Raw genomic sequence first — 23,684 nt, forward strand, 5'->3', positions numbered from 1 at the left:
AAAACGAGTTCATTGATCTCGCACCAACGTTTTGTTTGAAAACAGTGTACATAATCTTCTCTGGAACGCCATTACCGCATTTCGTCTCTGAAGGCTTAAAAACAGTCTGAAAGTTTTGGTTTTACGGCGGGTAATAGCGTTCCAAACGCCAAATGTGTCTGGCTAACCATCTCAGGAAGAGAAGTAGTACTATGCGCCCTTATCTCAAATACGTTGTTCCAACATTGATACCATTGCTTGTTTGGTTAATGCCTCTCTCTGCGTTCCCATTTGATGGCATTACTATCGTCCAGCAAAGAGTGATTGCAATCTTCTTGCTTGCCGCACTTTGCTGGGTATTCGAGCCAATTCCAATCTACGCCACTTCGGTTGTGATCATTGTCCTAGAGCTATTGCTTGTATCAAATAAAGGTATTGTGCTCTTTCGTTTGCAAGAAGGGCAGCCACATTTTGGTGAGCTATTACAATACAACGAGATAATGGCGACCTTCGCTAGTCCGATTATCATGCTCTTCCTCGGCGGTTTCTTTTTGGCTATGGCGGCGACAAAGTACAGGTTAGATGTCAACTTAGCCCGAGTGTTACTCAAACCATTTGGACAAAAACCAAAGTTCGTTATGCTGGGGTTGATGCTGATCACCGCTGTTTTTTCCATGTTTATGTCAAACACCGCAACAACAGCGATGATGTTGTCCATTTTAACCCCTGTGATAGCGGTTTTCGGGCCTAAAGACCCAGGTCGAATTGCATTCGCCTTGTGTATTCCTGTTGCAGCCAACATTGGTGGCATTGGTACTCCAATCGGCACGCCACCGAATGCCATCGCCCTAAAATATTTGGTTGGTGACAACTTAATTACGTTTGGTGAATGGATGGTATTTGGTGTGCCATTCGTTATTGTGATGATGGCGTTAGCCTGGTTTCTGATTGGCTTTTTGTATAAAGCCGAACAAACCACCATCGATCTGAACATTAAAAGCAAGTTTTTGAAAACACCCAAAGCAATAATGGTTTACGTCACCTTTGCCGGCACGATTATTCTTTGGTTGATGGGTTCTGCACATGGAATGAATTCTTACACAGTAGCATTAATTCCGGTGGCAGTGTTCTCATTGACGGGCATCATCAACAAAGAAGACTTGAAGAAAATCTCTTGGGATGTGCTTTGGTTGGTGTCAGGCGGTATTGCTCTGGGCCTTGCTCTAGATAAAACCGGGCTTGCGAAGCTGGTGGTACACAGCATTCCGTTTGATCAGTTCTCGCCATATGTTGTCTTGTTTGGTGCGGCTTTCTTGTGCTTGTTAATGGCAAACTTTATGTCGCATACAGCCACCGCAAACTTGCTGATGCCGATTATGGCTGCGTTAGGTACCTCTATGGCTTCGTTAACGCCTCTCGGCGGTGAAGTTACTCTGATCTTGGTCGTGACATTTGCCGCTTCACTCGGTATGTCGTTACCAATCAGTACGCCACCAAACGCGTTAGCTCATGCAACAGGGCATGTCGAGAGCGGCCAAATGGCTCGTATCGGTGCCGTGCTAGGCGTGATTGGCGTATTACTCAGCTTTGTGATGGTGTGGATTTTACATACTGTTGGGCATATTGGATAACCCATGTACGAAACGAAGTTAGACGCGTTAGTACAACGCTACTTTAATCACCTTGAACGCCGATTAACGGTTCTATCCGGGTCGGTGCTTATTGAGCAAGCTGGCTACAACGATCGCTTGTACTATGTGCTGTCGGGAGAACTTGCGGGCTATTACGCGGAAGATGACAAGAAACCGATTCAGGTATTTTCTGCGTCTCAAGGTGCGTTTATTGGCGTACATAGTTTCTTTTCTGGTACGTGGACTGCCTCTTCGACAGTGATTGCTCAAACAGATGTTGAATTGGCTTGGATACAGCGTGATACGCCTGCCGTGGAAGAGGCGACATACGGACCATTGACGACACAATTTATGCCTGTGATGGTTAACGAATTATCTCGTCGTCAACGGCGCGCAATGCAAGAGGCATTGGCTAAAGAAAAAGCACTACAAAAGCTTCATACCGCAGAGCAAATGACAACGTTGGGGCAGCTTGCAGCGGGTATTGCTCATGAGTTGAACAATGCGATAGGCGTTGTAAGCAGTAAATCAGAACGGCTAGAGACAGTTATCATGGAACTGCTTGAAGAAGTTCATCCGGAAGCGAGTCAATTTTTTGATTTTGGTTTAATGCAAGGGCAGAAAGTCTCTTCTAGCGAAGCGAGAAAGCGGGGGCGCCACTTCGAAAAATACTACGGTTTAACCAAGGAGGTTGCTCGTGATCTTGCACGTGCCGTTCCAAATAATTTCCTTTCGGAACATTGGCTAAAAAGACCAGAAGAAGCGATACGTTTCTGGCAAATGGGGCGAGATCTCCATGACTTACGCATCGCTTCTAAACATACCGTTGGCATTGTGCGATCCGTAAAACAATTGGGGCGCACGGATATCGACTTGGATGAAGCGATTAACATCAATGATTCAATCAATCGCGCCTTGGCTCTATTGCAAAGTGACTTAAGACGAGTGAGTGTTCGTTTTAGCCCTGCGGATTTACCTGCTTTTATTGGTTCTCAAACCGAACTCGTCCAAGTTTGGGTAAATATCTTAAAGAATGCGTGCGATGCGCTTGGTGAAACGGAGAAACCCGGTATCGAAATACATACTCGGGAGAGTAAGGGTAAAATTTTGGTCACGATTGCTAACAACGGACCAGAAATTGATGAAGCGACACGTAGAAAAATTTTCCGGCCAAACTTCACCACTAAAAAGGGAGGATTGTCGTTTGGTTTAGGGTTAGGTCTGTCGATTGTGAAGCGCATTATCGCCGGATATAACGGCTCTATTGTGGTAAAGAGCGACAGTGAAAAAACGATTTTTAGAATCAAGTTACCAGTAGAGGGTGAACATGGAGAAGCTTAATGTAATTTGCGTTGATGACCAACGAGAGGTACTAAGCGCGGTTCTACAAGATTTAGAGCCGTTAAATCAATGGTTGAATATCGAAGACTGCGAATCAGCAGGTGAGGCTCTAGAACTGATGGATGAATTTGATGCAGAAGGCGAGATGATCGCATTGATTATTTCCGATCATGTGATGCCAGGTAAAACGGGAGTAGAACTGCTGACCGATGTATCAAAAGACGGTCGTTTTGGCTTTACGAGGAAAGTGCTTCTTACCGGGCAAGCGACGCACACCGATACGATTAATGCGATCAACTCCGCAGGCATTGACCGCTACTTTGAAAAACCATGGCAAGCAAGCCAATTAATAGAGTGCGTTAGAAACTTGGTGACCCAATATATCTTTGATGTGGGCTTAGATTACACTCAGTATCACGAACATTTAGATCAGAGTGTGGTGTTTGAACGTCTACGTTAATCGGGAGACATTAAGCTTGTTTTCGTCACGGCCAGTTAGTGTCTGAAATCTATAGTGAATAGTTCAGCATGTTTAACGTGGCCGTGCGGAATATTGCTCTAGTATGCTTAACTCAACGAATAGCGGCTTGCACTGGCAACAGAAAGTGGCTTAGAGAACCAATAACCTTGCAGATAATCGACGCCCATTTCGGTAAAAAATTCACACATTTTGGCGTCTTCAATTCCCTCAATCACTACTTCAATATTATTTTCCTGGCACATAGTGATAAGAAACTTCAGATATTCTTGTGAAGAGCGGTTGGTTAGTGTTTTCCACGCCATCGACCTATCAATTTTGATTTGTGTCATCGGGAGGTCGAAGAAGCTATTTAATGAACTGTAACCAGATCCAAAGTCATCCAGAGAGAGTGCAAATCCTAGTTCCCTGAGGGTATTCAGAGGGGCAATGGCTGTCTGATTATTATCCAAAATAAACGTTTCTGTTAGTTCCAACACAATAGACTCAGGATCGACACCAACCTCATCCGCCATGGCTTTAATTCGCGCAGGGAATTCACTATTCATTAACTGGAGTACAGAAACATTCACGTTGACACGAACTTGGTTTTGGTAACGCTCACGGTAGTTTTTGATAAATTCACACGCTTTGGCAAAGACTTGATATCCGAGTTCGACAATCAAACCTTTGTTTTCTGCGACGGGGATGAATTCGTCTGGATAAATTTCGCCAAACTCTTTGCTACGCCAGCGAACCAGAGATTCGAAGCTCACTACTTTTGAGCTTTTGGCGTCAATAATTGGCTGAAACTTAACGCTTAATGTCTGTTTTTCAAGTGCACTTTTTAGACCTTGCTCAATAAAGAAATAACGGTCTACGGCATGCTGAGTTTTCTCACTGTAAACCGCAACACGGTCTTTATTCTGCTCGCTTGCGTACTGACAAGTTCGTGCTGCTTTACGTAATATTTCCTCTGCTGAGTGACTTGGATCTATGCAAGGATACAAACCAATACTAATGTTACTTCCTAAGTATTGGCCCTCTTCAATCACTGCCTCGTGGTAGGTTTCCTTTAAACTTTCGGCATAACTTTGCAGCGTTTCTACCGAGCATTCATCGTGAATCAAAATCGCAAAGTCATCATCATGTACGCGATATACAGAACTATTTGGAGAAGGTAGGTGACTGAGAGTTTGTAGCAATTTTTCCACTAACCCATCGACCAACTCGCTGCCATATTGATTTAAGTAAGATTTAATCTCTTCTATCTGAATGTAACAGATAGATGCACAAGAATCAGTGGCTCGCACACTATCTTCAATATCCAGCAAGAGATGGGCGCGATTAGCCATACCTGACGCATTGTCATGAAATGCGACTTGATGAATGTAGCTTTCCATCAGCTTGCGTTCGGAAATATCACGGTGGCTACCAACCATATAATGACCATGTTCTGTTTCTTTGGTCATGGCTACGCCTTCAATCCAGACGTACTGTCCATTGGGTTTACGCACGCGGTAGGTCGTTGTGACTCTCGTGTTGTTGGTAATGATGTGAGCATCGACCCGAGTGGAGAGTCTTTCTCGATCGAGAGGGTGAACAAGGTCTAACCATTGCTCTAAGCTGATTCGACCAGCGTTGATACCAAGCTGCTCATAAAAGCCCTTGTTATAAAATACCATGGTGCCAAACTCATCCATGTAAAAGAGGCCTTCGTTAAATACATCGAAGATATGAATGAATCGTTCTTCGACGATTTTTAGGAACTCTCGGTCACTATCTGAGACTTGTTGGTCAAATATGGTGGTCAAGATATTTCCTCCTCGAGCCTTTTAGCATCAGAGATGAGTGTTGGGGTTGATAACATAGAGTTGATCTGCTGGCGTACATTACAATCACAAAAGTGTCAGTTCAAATTGTTTGGCTATCATTTTATGCGCTACTAGGTTAATAACATACTAAGATTAGGCGGCTAATCATCGACATTTATAAAAAATAGTCAACAGTAAAAATCATTTATAAAATACAGTTATTGATGCCGTCCGCAATCTATAAATATTTATGAATAATTATCCTAAAGTTATTTTCAGTTGTGTCGGTATCAATGTGCTGTTTTCTAACGTCATTTGTATATATGTTATCTTGGATAAAACCATAATAACAAAAAGGACTTAATGAGCGCGACCGATTATTAATTGACAGGATGCTCATTAATTGTAATCAATTCAAATTTATTATCACGCCAAGTAATCAAATCTCTTATAATGCGGACGTTAATATCGAGTAAGCCTTCTTTATATGCAGTACGATCCGAAAAATTCAATCAAAATTGCGCTCGCTGATATCGGCGTTGGTATGTTTGTTACCGCGATAGAGCACAACAAGCGCGTCAATTTAGCCAATGCAGGGCGGATATCTAGCCCTGAAGGCATTAAGAAGCTTGCTACAAGTGGCGTAAAGTATGTTTGGGTAGATCAAACATTATCTTCGCAGCAGTGTGTCTTCAAGCCTGTAGATGAATCAACTGATGCCACTAAAGAGACGCGAGAGCAGAAACACTCCGATTTTAAGAGGGATCAACGAGCTTATCGTTCGAGAGACATCCAACACAAGCGAGCCAAAAAGCTGATCGCCGAAGCAAAAGATTTGGCGCAAAAACTATTGAATCAAACTTTTGAAGGAAAAATCATTGAAGTTGATGAAGTAGAAGCTTGGGCTGACGATGTGATTGAAAGTGTTTTGATTGACTCAGATGCGTTGCAGTGTGTCTCTGCACTCCGAAAAAAAGACTCTTACTTATTGGAACACTCCGTCAATGTCGCTTGTCTTTTAGTGTCATTCGGTAAGTACTTGGGCTTGGATAAGCCAACGCTAAAACAGCTTGCTGTAGGTGGCATTATTCATGATGTAGGTAAAATTAAAGTCGATGATAAGATCTTGCACAAGCCAGCGAAGCTAACGCCTGAAGAATTTGAACATATGAAGCTACATCAAGTGTTCGCAGGTGAGATTATCCTTCACGTAAAAGGGCTTAGTGACGTAAGCCGTGATGTTTGTTTGATGCACCACGAGAAGTTAGATGGCAATGGTTATCCTAGAGGCTTGAAGGGGGATGAGATTCCAATTCACGGCCGTATGAGCTGTATTGTAGATATCTACGATGCGCTAACGGCTGATCGCTGTTACAAAAAAGGCATGAGTTCTGCGGAAGCGTTTAAAATCTTGTTGAGTCTAACGCCATTTCATTTAGACGCCGACTTAGTTTACAAATTCATTAATTGCATTGGGATGTACCCCGTAGGCTCCATTGTTGAGTTGAACGATGGGCGTGTTGGTATTGTTTGGTCTTCAAATGAATCTCAAGCATTAAAGCCAGAAGTGAAATGTTTCTACTCCCGCAAGTATAAACGATACATTGATGTCACGATGGTGGACTTAAAAACGAGTGCGTACAAAATTGAAAGAGCGATAGCGCCTTCATCGTTAGAGATCGATCCTAAGCCTTTTTATGATTAAGAGAAATAGATAAGCTTATACAACAGGCTTTACATCCTTGCATGTAGATCGTATTTTATTTGCATAACTATCTATTAATTTTTTCTAAGTTATTTAGATGCAAGATGGTTATTAAGACCTCGGCTTCATGGATAGAAACCGGGCGATAAAATAGTTCTATACACAATGGGCTATAAACCTCATTTTGCTGGAAGGGATGCCAATGCAAATAGATACATGGATTTTTTACACTCTTGCCATTCTCGTGCTCACAGCTTCACCAGGACCAAGCTCACTGTTGTGTTTAAGTAAAGGAGTGAGTAGTGGGTTTCGTATTGCTTTCATGACTGCACTTGGCAGTTTGTCTGCGATTACGATCATCCTTACGCTCTCATTTACCGGGCTGGGAGTTGTCATTGCTTCATCTGAGTTAGTTTTTAATATTATCAAATGGTGTGGTGCCGCTTATTTAATCTGGTTAGGTATTCAAGCGTTGCGCTCATCTCAGACAGATTTTAATAAAACGGCAACGACTCAAAGTTCCGCGACAGCGTTCAGCGCGTTCACTAGTGGTTTCATTGTTGGCGCTAGTAACCCCAAAGCGATAGTCTTTTTCACCGCTTTGTTTCCTCAATTCATTGAACCTTCCGCACCGCTACTGGCTCAATACGCGATTTTCGCGTCTACATTTGTGGTTTTTGAGCTTAGCTGGCTAACATTTTATGCATTGTTAGGGGTAAAAGCCTCTGATTGGTTGTTTGTCGCTGGAAGAGCGAAGTTGTTCAATCGTTTGACTGGTGGAGTATTTATTGGTGCTGGCGTGATGTTGTCGACGGCAAACCGATAAATAAGACAGACTTCGGTACGCAGTTAGGTTTTCCCATATAGTAAGTTGGAATGCGCTAATTTAGCTTTGTCTTATTTCCAGAATGGAAATAGACGTTTTGTTTATTTTCATTAGTGGCAACAGCCAAGCAGGAGTAAAATCACGTTACTCTTTAGGGGTAGAGCTCGTATTTTGTCTTGTGGGCTTGTGGTTACTTTGTAGGAATATCTTAGATGACAAGCCTTTCTAAACTACAACAACGTTTTCTAGATATCGCGACCGACGTCCGTCTTTCTCCAAAACAGAAGTCGAGTTTTTTAGCTTTAGAGGCGGAAGCGTGCATTCCTTACATGACCGTATCTCCATCACTGAGACAAGCAATGGATGAAGGCATCATCTGCGATATGTTTGAAGGTCATGCACCGTTTAAACCTCGCTATGTGTTGCCTGATTACGCTAAATTTCTATCGCAAGGCTCAGACTATTTAGAGTTGTCTCCGGCTGATGATTTCGATGATGCGTTGAATATGCTTACCATCATTTACCATCATGTTCCTTCGGTAACGAACATTCCGGTTTACTTAGGTCAGTTAGATGATGTCTTGTTGCCTTACATAGGCGACCTAACAGAGAGCCAGATTTACAAAAAGTTAAAACATTTTTGGATCATGCTGGATCGCACATTGCCAGATGCGTTTATGCATGTGAATGTCGGACCGACAGACAACATTATTTGTCGCACTGTTTTAAAAGTAGATGCGGAGCTCAAGCAGATCGCACCGAATCTCACCTTTATGTACGACGAGACAGTTACACCTGATGATTTACTTCGTCAAGCGACACAGAACATTTGTGAATGCAGTAAACCGCATATCGCCAATTACCCAATGCACGCGAAAGCCTACAACGGCTCACGCTTTGGTATTGTAAGTTGCTACAACTCGCTTCCATTAGCAGGTGGCTCGAACACATTGGTGCGAATGAATTTAAAAGAAGTTGCAAAACGAGCATCAGACTGTAACGACTTCTTAAACAGTGCGTTGCCTTCTTACCATCGATTAATGGTCGAGCTCATAAACGCAAGAAGCACGCACTTGCATGAAAAATCGAACTTCTTTCAAGGCTTTTTGACGCAAGAAGGGTTGATAAAAGAGTCCTATTTCGCGCCAATGTATGGCGTTTACGGCATGGCCGAAGCGGTAAACCTTCTATTTGAAAAAGAAGGGCAAATAGGGCGATACGGAAAAAATGATCGAGCAAATACTTTTGCTCATGATGTTTCAGCAACACTGGCTAAACTGGTGGACTCAACCCCGGTGAAATATGGTTTAGATGGCAAAGCGCTCTTACATGCACAAGGCGGCATTAGCTTAGATCATGATGTTACGCCAGGTGTACGTCTGCCTTATGGTGCAGAGCCAGACCCTGTCACTTATGTACAAGCAACGGCGAAGCATCATCAGTATTATCGTGCGGGTATCAGCGATATTTTGACGATTGATGAAACGGTGAAATCTAACCCAGAAGCGATGTTCAATTTATGTAAAGGGGCACTAAATGCTGGTTATCGTGAGTTTACCGCGAATGTCACTTCAAATGACTTAATTCGCGTGACAGGCTACATGATCAAACTTTCAGACGTCGCGAAATATGATGAAGAAGGTTCGAGAACCAACACGACGTTTCTAGGTGCAGAAGCAGCAAAAAATACCAAAATTTTAGAACGCTCACCACGTGTGGTGAGTCATGAAGTAACACCGACTTACACGCAGGCATAAGTTCGGTTTAGGAAAGAACAAGATGTCTAGACGAAGTGGAAGCCTTTTGGCAAAAGTCACTCGTATCCTTCCTTTCTCTTGTGTTGATGGGCCAGGAAATCGTCTAGTCATCTTTCTACAGGGTTGTAACTATCAGTGTTTGAACTGCCACAATCCTCACACGATAAACCATTGTAATCATTGTGGTGAGTGTGTGAGTGAATGTTCAGCAGGCGCATTGAAGTTCGACGAAAACAACAACGTTGTTTGGCTTAAAGAGGAGTGCACCCACTGCGATCATTGTATAGAGATATGTCAGAACCAATCTAATCCAAAAATTACTGACTACTCTGTAGTAACAATGCTCGATTTGATACGCAAGCATCGCTTTTTCATCAGTGGTGTTACAGTATCCGGTGGGGAATCTACCTTACAACTTCCTTTCATTATTGAGCTGTTTAAAGGGATAAAACAAGATCCTGAATTACGGCACCTCTCTTGTTTCATCGACAGTAACGGTTCTTTAGCGGTTGCTGGTTGGCAGCGTATTCTACCTTTTCTGGATGGCGCAATGATCGATTTGAAAGCGTGGCAGACGGAGACGCATCAGTGGCTAACTGGGCGTGATAATCATCGTGTATTTAAAACCCTTCAATACCTAGTTGAACACGAAAAATTGTACGAGGTCCGCTTACTGCATATTCCCCAAAAAAGTGATTTAGATATAGAAATCGTAGCAATTGGACGTTACTTGAGTACTCTTCCTGAATCGGTGCTTATCCGTTTAAATGCCTTTCAGCATCACGGAGTAATGGGGGAGGCATTAACTTGGGATATGTGCTCTCATCATGATATCGAACGCTTAAAATCAGAGCTTCGATGCTACGTGAGTAACCCTATCACCGTGCCGACAGTACTCACGTAGTACTGTTGTTTATCTATGCTTACGCATCACAGGCATCTAACATGGCGCAAGCGTCGAGTAATTGTTGCTGTAACCATTTTAAAGCGGGATCGTTTAAGCTCGCTTTGTTCCAAACGAGGCTGTAGGCTACTTGCCCGTAATCGAATGGAAGAGCTTGTTCAACCAAACCTTTTGCTTGCATTGCCGCTCTTGCCCAAAGCTTGGAGCATGTGAACAAGTAATCCGAGTGCTGACACATCACCGCAGCTGAACCAAAGTCGGCTACACGCATGGCCAAGTTTCGCTTTGAATGCCTTTGGGTGAGATTTTGCTCAAAATAAGGTTGTGACAGATCTTTATCATGAATACCGATGTGTCTTGCACAAAGGTAACTTTCAACAGATAAGGGTTGCTCAGCGAGTGGGTTCGATGCTCTCATTAAGCAAACCATTTCGTCTTTCAAAATGGTTTTCCAGACCAAGTCTTTATTTTGTGTGGGTGGTTGGCTGAGATCGTGAGGAAGCAACAAAAAATCCACTTGACCTCTTGCTAATGCATCGAAGCTCATTTCCTCTTTCGCATGGACATTCAAGTGCGCGTGGTTACTCAGTTGTTGGGACAAGTGCTGTAGAACTGGCGCAAAGAGCTCAAACGAACTTTCACGCATTGCTAATGAAAAACTACCTTGATAGTAAGCCGGGTTAAAAGAGCCTTGATGTAATAACCCATTCATACTGGAGAGTATGCCATGGATTGATGGGCCTATATGCAGCGCAAATGCTGTCGGCACTAAGCGAGTGCCATCACGGTAAAAAAGGTCATCCTTTAGCGTTTCGCGCAACTGTCCGAGCGTTTTACTGACGCTCGATGGTGTTACACACAAGCGTTCTGCCGCAAGTGTGACGCTGTGAGTGGTTAACAACATATGTAAAACAGTTAGATGTTTAAGGCTTATACGCGAAAGAGCAATGTAGTCCATAAATAGCATGGTTTCTTATGATTTTTGGCAGTATATCAGCATGAAACAAATTTTTACTATTGTTTATCTCGGAAATACGCCTGTTTCTCTTTGAGCTCAATGCATTTAATGGGTTGCATAAGGATTGATGGTGCTTATAAGTCTAGAAATTTATCTTAGTTTTGTTGGACTTTAATGCTTTCATTTATTCAATTCTAAAGCTTCTATGTAATTTTAATCAGTTTGGAGGAGTTGATTGATTTGTACACGAATTAAACTTGTTCCTTGTTAATTAAAATAGATATTGTTTTGTTGATTGTTTGGTGATTTACTCATGATCCCTCAGTAACAAAGGTATAAATAATTAATGGACGACCCCTTTAGTCGACAAAACCCTTCACCATATGTCTTCTTATTATTGGAGACATGCTCATGCTAGAACTTTTTATGCAACCAGAAGCTTGGGCTATTTTCGCCACTTTGTTTGCGCTTGAAGTTGTCTTAGGCGTTGATAACGTCGTTTTTATCTCTGTCTTATGTGAAAGACTGCCGCTGCACCAACGTAAGCTGGCAAGAAACCTTGGTATTGGTCTTGCTGTTATTGCTCGTATTGGTTTAGTGTTTTCAATCTCTTGGATCATGCAATTGACTCAACCGCTATTTTCTTTGGCGAACCAAGCGTTTACCGGAAGAGACGTCATCATGATTGCGGGTGGTGCATTCCTCTTGGCTAAAAGCCTGAAAGAGTTGTGGAGTTGGTTAAATCACAACGAGTCTGCTCACTCAACTCACGCCCGTACTGGTTTAGCGGTAGTTCTGTTGCAGATTGTTGCCGTGGATGCTGTATTCTCGATGGACTCGGTGATAACCGCCGTTGGTTTGACAAGTGATGTCCCACTTATGGTCGCAGCGATTGTTTCTTCTGCTATCGTGATGGTCATGACAGCAGAAAAAATCAATAACCTGGTGTCGTGTTACCCTGGTTTTAAGACACTTGCTTTGTTATTCCTCGTTTTGTTAGGTGGTTTATTGATGGCAGAAGGCTTCGAAATTCATATCAACAAAGGTTATGTGTACTTTGCGATGGCATTCGGCTTAATTCTGGAACTTTGTCATATCCAGTTAAAAAACAAACAACGCCCGACTATTAAACGTCTTAGTCCGTTGCGAGTTCATCCAACGAGATTAGAAGCTCGTCAATAATAAAAGATATTGCCGCTCATATGAGCGGCATTTTTATATTCGTCATCACCTATTTTTGCTCTCTTTTTATTTTGTTGTCGTTTCGACAAAAAATCGCATTTGTTGTGAGGTTGAAGATTTTTTATATAGACCGCCCAACTAATATGAGTGAACGACAATAATGGATAAAATGATCGATGCGTTAGCAACCCATGGCTACTATATCTGGGATGATTTTCTTTCTGAACAAGAAGTGGCTCAATTACGAGACTGCATTCCAAGTAACTGGAAAAAAGCGCGTATTGGTCGTAATGACGATGTGACTCGTATTGAGTCAATTCGAAGTGACAAAATTCAATGGTTATCGCCCAATATGGGGCACGCGGTTACTTCTTACTTAGATAAGATGGAAGAAATACGCCAAGAAGTGAACCGTCACTTGTTTCTAGGACTTTTTGAGTATGAAGCTCACTTTGCCAAGTACGAGGAAGGGGATTTCTACCAAAAGCATCTAGATTGTTTTAAGGGCAATGAAAACCGTCGATTGACAACCGTTTTTTACATGAACGAATCTTGGACGGAAAAGGATGCAGGTGAATTGGTGGTTTACGATCTAAATGATAATAAGATAGCAACCATCCCTCCTCAATCGGGACGCTTACTTTTATTCTTATCTGAGCAATTCCCGCATGAGGTTTTACCGACCAATGCTGAGCGTTTCAGTATTGCAGGTTGGTTCAGAATCAATGGTGTGCGAGACAATGTACTTGATATTGCAAAATGATTGGTTTGCAACCTGCACAAAATCAGCAAAGGGCGTAGATACGCCCTTTATCGATTAAACATTAGTTGATAGCTCGTAACACTCGGTCATGTTTCGCTCTAGCACTGCATAGACGTCAGAACAAAGTTCTTGTTTAGCGACTTGCTCGCCCATAATCGCGGCGATTTGTGCTTGAGCCATTCGTCCTCGGTAGGGACGGTCCTGAGACAGAGCTTGAAAAACATCGGCAACCGCGACAATACGTGATGGTACATCGAGTTCGTCTCCTGTTTTATGATAAGGATAGCCAGAACCGTCCAAACGCTCGTGATGATTAGAGGCCCACTCCGCTATTTTAGCGTTGGGAAACACTTTGTGTAATGCGAGCTGAGTATCAATTGTATGGCGTTTAATACGCGTATACTCTTGTTTATTAAGAGAGCCTTCTTTATGAAGAATCTCATCTGGTGTTTTTAACTTTCCGATATCATGCACCAACCCAGCAATAAATAACATCTCTTGGTCGTGCTCACAGAACCCAAGCTTGATGGCTAGATACCGAGATAACTCCGCCACTTTTTGCGAATGTTGATAAGTAAATGGGCTTTTTGCGTCAACAATTCGAGCGATAAAGATGCCCAAACTATTCATATCTTGGATGGTGAGCTGTTTTTGAAGCCAATCAATGCTTTTAAAGTTTAATCCGATGGTTTCTATATTTTCAGACTCCATCGCGAACCAAAATGCGTCGGTCATAACGAGCTTAACCATTGCCTTAGCCATGTCTGGATTAAACAAAGTTCCAGCGTTTGCCATGATGCATTCTGCAATTAGTTCTTCATGAAGTGTGACAATGTCACAGTGGCAGTTCATGACGTATTTGGAACGCATAAAATCGAGACGATCGGCTAAATAGAGTAGGGCAGCGACCTCTTTTTCAAAAGGCGGTAAATCAAGATATTTTAGTTCACTCCAATGTGTATGGTGGTAAAGAACAGGTGTCGCAAACTGACGCAACAAACGACACTGCTTGAGGCTTCGGTATCCTCTTAAGCAATGTGTTTTTACATCTTGTGGCACCAACTCCTCAAGTAACATTTTATGTTCTTGTGTTTCGGAGACCCCACAATCGTGGATCATCCCTGCGAAGTAGCAAAACTCCGCTTTTTCTGGTTCCCAGTTCATGACCCGAGCACATTGGTAAGCGATGTAAGCGACACGGTGGCTATGGTGCGTATCATCAACACCTACATAGTCGAGTGCTCGAGCAACCCAGATAAGTGCTTGTTTCAGATCGACTTCAAAGCCCATGTCCGTATGGGAATGGCAAGAATGATTCATGGTTTATACCGACATTGCTAATTAGCCCACGCTAAACCCAAATCAGAAGGTGATAGGAAAAATTGGGTACGACAGCGAATAGACCCCAAAAAGGTGGGCGTTTAGACATAGTTTTGATTATGGGCGGGATAATAATCCTAGTTGCATAATAATATCACCTGAAGCTCATGGTTAAGAGTCAGATATTTGAACTAAGTATAAGTTTTGAAAGATTATTGTTGCTCTTGTTGACTTATTTGAAAACGACAATAAATCATGATGTAACGCATTCTTATTTTTATTTTTGTAAATCGTGTTCGGGCTCAACCAGAGACACACGGTATTGATGTGTGATTAACAGAATTTATATTGTTGTTCTTGAAGGCAAAAAATAAGAAGACCTCTTCGAGGCTTGCTCTGTAACTAACAGAGTATTAGGTAAAGCAGCTTGTTAACAACATGACAATAGAGCGTCGTTGAAAATATTTTCTCTGTAGCTCATGTTGTTGAGGAAAGATAATAAAATGGTACGGCTTCCCAGCGATGTTAGCCTTTTGGGTGAGATAAGTTTATTGAAAATGTGTGATTGCAAAGTAAGCATAGGTGGTAAAAGTAGCTAGAATGATAGCTCTAAATGAAAAGGATTTCGTATGTTGAAGCATCGTTTATATCGGACTTACACCGCAGGGTTAAAAATAGCAGCCCTTATCCTTCCTATGCCGAGACCAACCTTGTTTTCCGGCCCTGGTTCGATGAATGAGCTATTAGAATCGATGACCGAGCTGGGATTTAAACGCGTTTTGTTAGTTACCGACGAAGGGTTAGTCCAAGTCGGTATTGTAGATAAGGTGCTTGAGGCTGCAGCAAAACTCGATTTACAGTTAGATGTTTTCTCGCAAGTTAAGCCCGATCCTACCTATGATCAGGTAGAGAGCGGTCTAGAGGCTTATCATCGTTTTCATTGTGAGGGCATATTAGCTTTGGGTGGCGGCTCTGCAATGGATTGTGCAAAAGTCATCGCTGCGAAAGTTACCAATAAACGGCCAATAAAAAAATTAGCTGGACTATTGAAGGTATGGCGAATGCCAGCGCCGCTTTTTGCTATTCCAACAACGGCTGGAACCGGAAGTGAAGTTACTATCGCTGCGGTCGTGTCAGATCCCTCCTCACACATTAAAACCCCTTTAATGGATCCAAAGTTGGTGCCACTAATGGCAGCTTTAGATGCGAATTTAATGATTGGTTTACCTCCTAAGATCACGGCTGATACTGGCGTTGATGCATTAACCCATGCTATTGAGGCCTATGTATCGAAAAACGCTACTCAAGAAACGATGGCTTATTCGGTTGCCGCTATTAAACTCATTTTTAAATATCTTCCTAGGGCTGTGATGCAAGGGGATGATGTCGAAGCTCGTCATAAAATGGCTATGGCATCCTATTACGCGGGTTTAGCATTTACCAAAGCGAGTTTGGGTTATGTTCATGCCTTTGCTCACACATTCGGTGCGAGATATGGAATACCTCATGGTATGGCAAACGGATTAGCCTTGTTGCCTGTGCTGCGCTTTTCATTATCAGAGATTGAGCCTCAACTAAGAAAGCTCGATGAGTTGACGGCCGAGGGGCAGTTAGGTAACGCAAGTGCTCAGCATTTTTTGGCGAATCTGGAGTCCTTGTTTTCAACTATTGATATTGAGCAAACCAGTGCGCTCATTCAACGTGAAGATGCTGATGCGCTTGTTGATTTAATTCTGAAAGAGGCGCACTGGAATTACCCTGTTCCCAAGTTCATGAACAGGGAAGAATGCACACAGTTATTGTTAACTATCAGTAGGGTGTAAATTTTAGTTTACATGTGTGGTTTTTTATCCTTACACTTTGCTTGATCTTCTGCTAAAGATCCTACAATATCGACGGCAATACAAATATGGTGTTGGTTTCGGTCCGCCGTTGCCCGATCTAATACTGATAATTTCTAATAAAGTGTAAAGATTAATATACAATGAGTCGTTCTAAAGTATTCGGTAGTACGCTAATTATTGCGGGCACTACAATAGGCGCTGGTATGCTAGCGCTTCCACTTGCCTCTGCCGGCATTGGTTTTTCAACTTCTATTATCATCATGCTAGGCTTATGGGCTCTGATGGCTTTCACTGCCTTGCTTATGCTTGAGCTTCATCAACATGCGGAGAGTAGTGCTACACTTCATACTTTGGCGAAACAGATCCTAGGTCAAAAAGGCAAGTGGGTGGCAAGTTTTGCGATGTTGTTTCTTTTCTACTCATTATGTGCAGCGTATATCGCTGGCGGTGGTGCTCAGTTCGGAGACCGCCTTGCACAATGGTTTGACCTCGATATTTCAGGGCCTACATCAACGATAATCTTTACCTTGATTGTGACTTTAGTTGTGACAGTGGGTACCGGTACGGTCGATAAAGTAAACCGAGTTCTGTTCGCGATGAAGCTCATTGCGATGGTTGCGGTGCTTTCTTTTCTTGCTCCAAACGTTACGGAATCTTACTTGTTAAGTATGCCAATCGAACAAGGCCTTGTTGTAGCGGCGATTCCGGTGATCTTTACTTCGTTTGGTTTCCACGGAAGTATACCTGCAATTGTGAATTACTTAGACGGTGACACTTCTTCTTTACGCAAAGCCGTTATTATTGGTTCGACGATTCCACTCGTTATTTATATCTTTTGGCAAATCGTGACGTTGGGTGTGGTTAGCCAAAGTACGCTTGTTGAGAACGGAGGGTTGAGCGCACTGATTGGTCAACTATCTCAGACAGTACACCAATCAAATTTGGGTAGCATTGTTGGTGTGTTTGCTGACTTGGCATTGTTGACATCGTTCCTTGGCGTGAGTTTGGGTCTATTCGAATTTTTGGGTGATACCATCAAAGGAAGTAACGATAAGCCTAATCGTTTGATTGCGGCACTAGTGACGTTTACTCCACCGCTAGGCTTCGCACTTTTCTATCCTCAAGGCTTTATTATGGCTTTGGGCTATGCAGCGATTGCCTTAGCGATTTTAGCCATCTTTTTGCCTTTGGTTATGGTGATCAAGGTTCGTAAATCGGATGATTTTACTGGGGAGTACCGCGTCGCAGGTGGTCAAGGTGCGTTAGTGATAACGGGCATCGCTGGCACTGGCATCGTATTCGCTCAGGTGTTAATTACGCTGGGTGTGCTTCCTGCTCTAGGCTAGTTGTTTAGAACGTTCTTTGAATAACTTCTAGTTACTGAATCCATCGTAATCAATCAGTATTGTTAGGCCAACGAGTTTCGCTCGTTGGCTTTTTTAATCTGGATCAAATTACCGTAAGATATCCGGTGAAAAAATTGGTAGAAATGTGCTTTTATTTCGTACACTTAAGTTGTGGTATATCGATAATTTAAGTGGAGAAAACCGCTCAAAATACCATTGAATTTGCAACACAATGAGCTTTTCTTGTTTCTCTGCTTTGGTGTGGAGGTGAAGCATGGCGCACCGGAGTTTTTACCCGTTTGCAAAACCGCTTAACGAGCAACTGCAAACGCTAAAAGGCAGGATGCAGGCGCACTTGCCATGTATTGATAGGGTGTCATTTGCAAAATATCACCCAGACCAAGATGTGCTCAAGTCATTTGCAGAAAGTGAGTTCGACACTTGGTGTTTAGCCCATCACGAATCAGCATTCCGTAAACTCCACCACCTCAATATTGCCTCTAAAAACGCGGTTCCTCGTATCGTCGAAGACCTTCATGATATTAAGCACTGTCCTCGGGTTCAAATTTTACTCAAACACGGATATCAGTCGTCGGCTGCTATTCCTTGTTATGACAATAAAGCTTTTACTGGTTTTGTATTTTTGAACTCCACTCAACGTGATGCGTTTAGTTTAGAAGCGCTGAATGGTCTTAAACCTTATTTCGAAATGATTCGATTTGCGGTTGAATCAGAGACTCAAGTAGTCAATGCGATAGAAACGCTAGCGAACCGAATGCAATGTATGATGCCAGGCTATTCACCTGAGTATTACGCGCATACCAAACGCATGAAGTACTACAGTCAAATTATCGCAACGCAGTTAGCGGATCGTTATCACCTGAATGACGAAATGGTCGAAGATATTGGTATTTTTGCTCAGTTCCATGCGCTCGGTGATAGTCAGCTGCCAGTTGAAATTGCTAGCCGCCGAACAAATTACTCTCAAGAACAAGAGGCGATATTGATTCAACATATTGAGCGTTGTATCGATTCAGCGGATGACATAGTTGCCCGTATCGGAAATCCGGTTCACCCGAGTGTGACTTTGTTTTTGCAGATGGTTACTTATCAGTACGAAAACTTAAATGGCACTGGTTATCCTTATGGTTTAACCAATGATGATATACCAATCGCCGCGCAAATTATGGCTGTCGCGAATGCCTTTGATTTTATGACGACGCACCATCCGTACAGACAAGCGTGGTCCATCCCATACGCATTGTTAGAACTTGAAAAATGGGTATATCAGGGATGGTTATCTCGAGAATGTGTTGATGCTCTGCGAGAGCATCAAGGTTATATAAAGCAAATCATCCACAAATATCCCGAGCACTATACAGGCTTGGGGTTAATGTGAAGAGCAGTAACAAAGTTGAAATGTTGACGAGGAGGAACATTTAAACAATACTGTTTTTATATACAGTAATAAGTTTGGAGGTGAAGTATGTTGTGGGAAACCCTTGAAAGAGTAAACCGCTTACGCCAACAAGCACTTGCAAATCCTGAGTTTGTTGAGTCAGCAAAAGAGCACGAACAAGCACTTCAGGAGCAAGAATACCATTATCAAACTAAGAAAAAGCGTTCAGCCAAAGACAAACAAGGTAAAAAGTCGCTGGCCGATATCTATAAAGAAGTAGAGTTTGGCGCTGACGCTCGTCATTAATGTATTCACTGCGGCATTTTTCATTTCTTCATACGCTGCAGTATTCGTTGAAATTTATGCGAGAGCAGTGGGAGACCGCTGCTCTCGTTGACCTGCCTATAATTTACTAATGAAGTTCAGCAGAGCAAATTATCACTAACACTTAGCAATTCTCTCAATGATCTTGTTGATGTAATGATAATGACAACGGTTTGCATTTGTATCTTTGTTGTTATATAAAACCTCCCTTATTAATCGTTCTGTTGAATAAGAACGGCAAACGTGATCAACGAATGAGAGCTCTGAATAACTGTTATTCGTAAATGGCTATTAGGTGAAGTAGGGATGTTGGAAGCTAAAGCACTCCAGTTTGAGATTGAAGGCAAGTCATTGCTAAAAGCGTTTGATGTGACATTTGAACCCGGAAAAACATACGCTCTTGTTGGACACAATGGTTCAGGAAAATCCACATTGTTAAAGTTGTTGGCACAGCAACAGCCATACACCGCTGGTGACGTGGTTCTGCATGGAACGAGCATTAACGATCTCTCAGCGAAAAAATTCGCCCAACATATTGCCTACTTGCCTCAGCATCTTCCAGTGACCGACAGTATTTTAGGTCGAGATTTAGTCGGTTTTGGTCGTTATCCATGGCATGGTTTACTTGGACGTTTGAGTAAGAAAGATCACGACATTGTTGAAGAAGCAATGGCGATGACAGGCACACTAAAATACGCAGATCGCTTAGTGGACACGTTATCTGGAGGAGAGCGTCAACGTGTGTGGCTAGCTATGCTGTTAGCCCAAAAAACCGAGTATTTGCTTCTTGATGAGCCTTTGTCTGCGCTAGATATCAGCCATCAAGTCGATATGTTGAAGCTTATCTCTAAACTCAGTCAAGAACTGGGCTTGGGCGTTATTATCGTATTACACGACATCAACTTGGCTGCACGATTTTGCGACTACATCGTTGCATTACATCAAGGTGATTTGATTGCACAAGGCAATGTTGAACAGGTGTTTACTGAACCTAAGTTGAGGGACATATATGGGATAGAGATGATGATCTCTGACCACCCTGCGGGTTACCCGGTGGCGATGCCAAGCTAAAGGTTGGAATAATGAGCAGTACAAACACTCGACTTAAACATTTCTCTTTCGCTCTCTCACTTAGTGCGCTTTTGGTCAGTTCTTTTCAAGCACTAGCTGACGCATCACATCGGGTGATGTCGGTTGATTGGACACAAACTGAAACGATGTTGGCGTTAGGGGTTGTGCCCGTAGGCGTCGCTCAAGGGCAAGATTACGATGCTTGGGTAAAATCGCCACCGTTACCACCTCAAACTAAGGATGTAGGGTTAAGAACTCAACCCAATATAGAGCGTATTTACGAGCTCAGACCTGACCGTATTTTTATTGCCCCGTACTTCTCCTCAATGAAGCATCGTTTAGTCGATATTGCCCCCGTTACCACCATTGACTTATATGAAAGCGGGATCACAGATTGGTCGGTACTTACTCGTTTCACTCGGAGGTTTGGTGAAGAACTGGGAAGAGAAGCGGAAGCAGAGGCGCTTATCCAACAATATGAAAAACGTTTCTCTTTATTAAAACAGCGCATAAACAAAGACCAGCCGCCGCTTTTAATGATTCAGTTTATGGATACGAAGCACGTTCGTGTTTTTGGTCAAAATAGTCTTTACTCTCAGGCTATCGAAAAGATTGGGCTGAGTAATGCATGGAATGAAAAGACGAATAGCTGGGGCTTTAGCCTAGTTGGCATCGACAAGTTAGCTGGCATAAAAGCTCAAATTGTTATCGTAGAGCCATTACCTTACGGTGGAGCGGAGCAGCTCTCTCAAGACCCATTTTGGCAATATGTTGTTCAACAATCTGGTGAAAAGGTAATGCAAGTCGCGCCCGTTTGGAGTTTTGGTTCTATGCCTTCAGCCTTCCGTTTCGCAGAGTTAGTTACGGCGAGTAAGGTCGAGGAGTTAACACAATGAAAACGATGCCTTTAAGCTTTGTGGTGTTACTTTCGGCATTTACCTTTTCTATTGGTGCTTTCCAATTGTACCAAGTAAGCTCATTTTCGTTGGCTCTAATCAGTTTATGGGAGCCTAACTTTCAATCTATCGATTCTGTTTTACTTCACTTTAGCTGGTGGCCTCGAGTCTTCACCACGATTATATCTGGTGCTGGATTAGCGGTTGCTGGGGTATTGATGCAGCAAGTGCTGCGTAACCCTCTCGCTTCACCCACGACACTTGGTGTGGCGAGCGGTTCAAGTTTTGCTTTGATGTTAGCTACGCTATTCGCACCTTGGATGTTGGATATCGCGCCTAATTTGGTTGCTCTCATCGGCGGTGTGATATCGATGGGGTTGGTGATGCTGTTGTCATGGCGACGAGCGTTATCTCCAACGGTTGTCGTCGTTTCTGGGTTAGTGATAAACCTGTACTTTGCATCATTAAGTACGGTTATTCTGATGATGAATACCGAAAAGCTGAATGGGTTAATGATATGGGGAGCGGGTTCGCTTGTTCAGAGTGGATGGGGAGATTTCTCGTATCTTGCCCCTCGAATCGCACTTGCTACGATCATTGCATTTGTGATTGCAAAGCCGTTAAGTCTGTTGGAACTCTCCGAGCAAGGTGCCAAGAGTTTAGGTGTCTCGTTAGCTAAGTTGCGTTTTGTCTGTCTTGGGCTTGCGGTGTTAATCACTTCTTGGGTGGTTTCTGCGGTAGGAATCATCGGTTTCATCGGGTTAGCGGCGCCAGCGATTACTCGATTGATAGGTATCAATAAAATCCAGTATAAGCTTTGGGTATCAATGCTGATTGGTGCCATGTTATTGACTTTAACCGATTTGGTTATTCAGCAACTGCCAGGGCTAATGGCGAGTTTTATACCAACGGGAGCTGCAACCGCTGCACTGGGCGCTCCGCTACTGTTATGGCTGTTACCTCGCTTATCACAAAAGACGCAGGGCCATACTCAAACAGTGTTAACTCGACATCGTGAACATGTTTACAAGCTAAACCCTAAAGCGATCTCATTGGCGTTGATCGGCACGTTAATTTCTGTTGTTCTTTTTGCCACGGTTGCTGTGCAAAATGAAGGGTGGGCAAACTTATTTGCTAGCCAAAATTGGATTTTTTTGGAGTGGCGCGCACCTAGATTATTTGCAGCAGCAATTGCGGGGGCAATGTTAGCGATTGCTGGAACCATGATTCAACGCCTAAGTGGAAACCCAATGGCAAGTCCTGAAGTGATCGGTATCAGTTCAGGGACAGCAATGGGATTGATCATCGCGATGTTTACTGGGTTTGGTTCGTCAATTTTCACTCTTTCTCTAGGCGGGCTCGTAGGTGCATTAGCGACGGTATTAGTCATTGTGCTGCTAAACCGTAAGTCAGGCTTTCAGCCGGAGCGTATTTTGTTGACTGGTATTGCGATAACCGCACTGATGAATGCAATACAGAGCTTTATTCTAGCCACTGGTGACCCAAGAAGTTATCAAGCATTGGCTTGGTTGTCTGGGTCTACCTACTATGTCTCGGTTGAAACGTTACTCCCATTGTCTTTATCTGCACTTGTCTTTATAGGGTTGAGTTTTCTCTGCGTAAGATGGCTGGATATTCTTCCTGTCGGTGCCGCTTCCTCTAAAGCACTTGGAATTCGAGTTGATCGTTCACGCGCAATACTGCTTCTTTTAGTTGCTTGTCTCACGGTCAGTGCGACATTGGTTGTTGGCCCGATTAGCTTTGTTGGGTTGTTGGCTCCGCATTTAGCTCGCTTATTTGGTTTTAACAAAGCGTCACAACACATGTTATGCGCCGCGATACTGGGGGCAGGGGTGATGTTGTTGGCTGATTGGTTGGGACGACAGGTCCTTTACCCGCAAGAAATACCAACAGGGCTTATGGCGTCTCTCATTGGCGGTTTGTATTTAATGTGGGGTTTACGCCGCTTATAGAAATGAGCTAAGCCTCAACCAAGAAAGTACTTATACAAATAAGCACTCGTAGTGGCATTCGTAACCTATGCGAGTGCTTTATGCAAAACCTCTGGTTTGTCTTTTACGGAAACAACTGGCGATGCCGTAACTCGCTTTTCTTTCAGCGGTCGCTGAAGTCATGAAGGGTTGGTTTGGCTGCCGACAAAAAGGAG

19 protein-coding genes are annotated in these 23,684 nt (G+C 43.1%); 16 read left to right on the plus strand and 3 right to left on the minus strand.

Translation table 11 applies throughout. The annotated features are described in order from the left end of the window. Positions 1-191 precede the first annotated feature (191 nt). From R7O12_RS06380 to R7O12_RS06390, 3 genes are read left to right on the plus strand one after another with little or no spacing between them, the layout of a single operon-like run. Positions 192-1,610, plus strand: coding sequence for an SLC13 family permease (locus R7O12_RS06380; protein WP_017634015.1), 1,419 nt, complete (start codon positions 192-194; stop codon positions 1,608-1,610). A gap of 3 nt (positions 1,611-1,613) precedes the next feature. Then, positions 1,614-2,951 (plus strand): ATP-binding protein, encoded by a 1,338-nt coding sequence (locus tag R7O12_RS06385; RefSeq protein ID WP_005389108.1) that lies wholly within the window; start codon positions 1,614-1,616, stop codon positions 2,949-2,951. Continuing rightward, positions 2,938-3,411 (plus strand): response regulator, encoded by a 474-nt coding sequence (locus R7O12_RS06390; RefSeq protein WP_053303110.1) that lies wholly within the window; start codon positions 2,938-2,940, stop codon positions 3,409-3,411. Before R7O12_RS06385 ends, R7O12_RS06390 begins: the two co-directional genes overlap by 14 nt. A gap of 107 nt (positions 3,412-3,518) precedes the next feature. Here R7O12_RS06390 and R7O12_RS06395 read toward each other — a convergent pair whose 3' ends face one another. Further along, a complete protein-coding gene (locus R7O12_RS06395; protein WP_005377743.1) occupies positions 3,519-5,222 on the minus strand; it encodes a putative bifunctional diguanylate cyclase/phosphodiesterase in 1,704 nt (567 codons plus the stop codon). Between the two features lie 487 nt (positions 5,223-5,709). Between R7O12_RS06395 and R7O12_RS06400 the strand changes: the two genes are divergently transcribed. The 4 genes from R7O12_RS06400 to R7O12_RS06415 all read left to right on the plus strand — a co-directional run bounded on the left by R7O12_RS06400 (position 5,710) and on the right by R7O12_RS06415 (position 10,414). Then, a complete protein-coding gene (locus R7O12_RS06400) occupies positions 5,710-6,927 on the plus strand; it encodes an HD-GYP domain-containing protein (RefSeq protein ID WP_318125700.1) in 1,218 nt (405 codons plus the stop codon). 202 nt (positions 6,928-7,129) lie between these two features. Beyond that, positions 7,130-7,753 (plus strand): LysE family translocator, encoded by a 624-nt coding sequence (locus R7O12_RS06405; protein ID WP_005377741.1) that lies wholly within the window; start codon positions 7,130-7,132, stop codon positions 7,751-7,753. A gap of 212 nt (positions 7,754-7,965) precedes the next feature. Continuing rightward, on the plus strand, positions 7,966-9,510 hold the full coding sequence (locus tag R7O12_RS06410; RefSeq protein ID WP_258482024.1) for a YjjI family glycine radical enzyme: 1,545 nt from the start codon (positions 7,966-7,968) through the stop codon (positions 9,508-9,510). A 22-nt stretch (positions 9,511-9,532) separates the two neighbouring features. After that, positions 9,533-10,414: a YjjW family glycine radical enzyme activase gene (locus R7O12_RS06415; RefSeq protein WP_239938422.1), complete on the plus strand. Its 882-nt coding sequence runs from the start codon at positions 9,533-9,535 to the stop codon at positions 10,412-10,414. Between the two features lie 19 nt (positions 10,415-10,433). Here the strand turns inward: R7O12_RS06415 and R7O12_RS06420 are convergent, their stop codons facing one another. After that, entirely contained in the window at positions 10,434-11,372 is a 939-nt protein-coding gene (locus tag R7O12_RS06420) for a LysR family transcriptional regulator (RefSeq protein ID WP_005377737.1), read from the minus strand. A 411-nt stretch (positions 11,373-11,783) separates the two neighbouring features. Here R7O12_RS06420 and R7O12_RS06425 point away from each other — a divergent pair, with 411 nt between their 5' ends. Together R7O12_RS06425 and R7O12_RS06430 are read left to right on the plus strand one after the other, a co-directional pair. Then, positions 11,784-12,554: a TerC family protein gene (locus R7O12_RS06425; protein WP_005377734.1), complete on the plus strand. Its 771-nt coding sequence runs from the start codon at positions 11,784-11,786 to the stop codon at positions 12,552-12,554. Positions 12,555-12,714: 160 nt separating this feature from the next. Then, positions 12,715-13,317 carry a 2OG-Fe(II) oxygenase gene (locus R7O12_RS06430; protein ID WP_005377733.1) on the plus strand — a complete coding sequence of 201 codons (603 nt, stop codon included), beginning with the start codon at positions 12,715-12,717 and terminating at the stop codon, positions 13,315-13,317. A 54-nt stretch (positions 13,318-13,371) separates the two neighbouring features. On the opposite strand, the gene R7O12_RS06435 is transcribed toward R7O12_RS06430, so the two are convergent. Continuing rightward, on the minus strand, positions 13,372-14,637 hold the full coding sequence (locus tag R7O12_RS06435; RefSeq protein ID WP_318125701.1) for an HD domain-containing phosphohydrolase: 1,266 nt from the start codon (positions 14,635-14,637) through the stop codon (positions 13,372-13,374). Positions 14,638-15,266: 629 nt separating this feature from the next. Between R7O12_RS06435 and R7O12_RS06440 the strand changes: the two genes are divergently transcribed. The 7 genes from R7O12_RS06440 to fhuB all read left to right on the plus strand — a co-directional run bounded on the left by R7O12_RS06440 (position 15,267) and on the right by fhuB (position 23,490). Continuing rightward, entirely contained in the window at positions 15,267-16,460 is a 1,194-nt protein-coding gene (locus tag R7O12_RS06440) for an iron-containing alcohol dehydrogenase (protein ID WP_318125702.1), read from the plus strand. 161 nt (positions 16,461-16,621) lie between these two features. Then, positions 16,622-17,827: an aromatic amino acid transport family protein gene (locus R7O12_RS06445; RefSeq protein WP_033905238.1), complete on the plus strand. Its 1,206-nt coding sequence runs from the start codon at positions 16,622-16,624 to the stop codon at positions 17,825-17,827. Between the two features lie 274 nt (positions 17,828-18,101). After that, positions 18,102-19,226, plus strand: a complete 1,125-nt coding sequence (locus R7O12_RS06450; protein WP_318125703.1) for an HD-GYP domain-containing protein — start codon at positions 18,102-18,104, stop codon at positions 19,224-19,226. Between the two features lie 87 nt (positions 19,227-19,313). After that, the gene (locus R7O12_RS06455; RefSeq protein WP_005377723.1) at positions 19,314-19,532 is read left to right on the plus strand and encodes a hypothetical protein; all 219 of its coding nucleotides are present in this window, start codon (positions 19,314-19,316) and stop codon (positions 19,530-19,532) included. A gap of 324 nt (positions 19,533-19,856) precedes the next feature. Then, on the plus strand, positions 19,857-20,621 hold the full coding sequence (locus R7O12_RS06460) for an ABC transporter ATP-binding protein (protein WP_005377721.1): 765 nt from the start codon (positions 19,857-19,859) through the stop codon (positions 20,619-20,621). Between the two features lie 11 nt (positions 20,622-20,632). Further along, the gene (locus R7O12_RS06465; RefSeq protein WP_256903198.1) at positions 20,633-21,517 is read left to right on the plus strand and encodes an iron-siderophore ABC transporter substrate-binding protein; all 885 of its coding nucleotides are present in this window, start codon (positions 20,633-20,635) and stop codon (positions 21,515-21,517) included. After that, the gene (gene fhuB / locus R7O12_RS06470) at positions 21,514-23,490 is read left to right on the plus strand and encodes a Fe(3+)-hydroxamate ABC transporter permease FhuB (RefSeq protein WP_318125704.1); all 1,977 of its coding nucleotides are present in this window, start codon (positions 21,514-21,516) and stop codon (positions 23,488-23,490) included. The genes R7O12_RS06465 and fhuB overlap by 4 nt, the downstream gene beginning before the upstream one ends. The last annotated feature ends 194 nt before the right edge of the window (positions 23,491-23,684 follow it).

This window comes from Vibrio sp. Vb1574 (genome assembly GCF_033338675.1).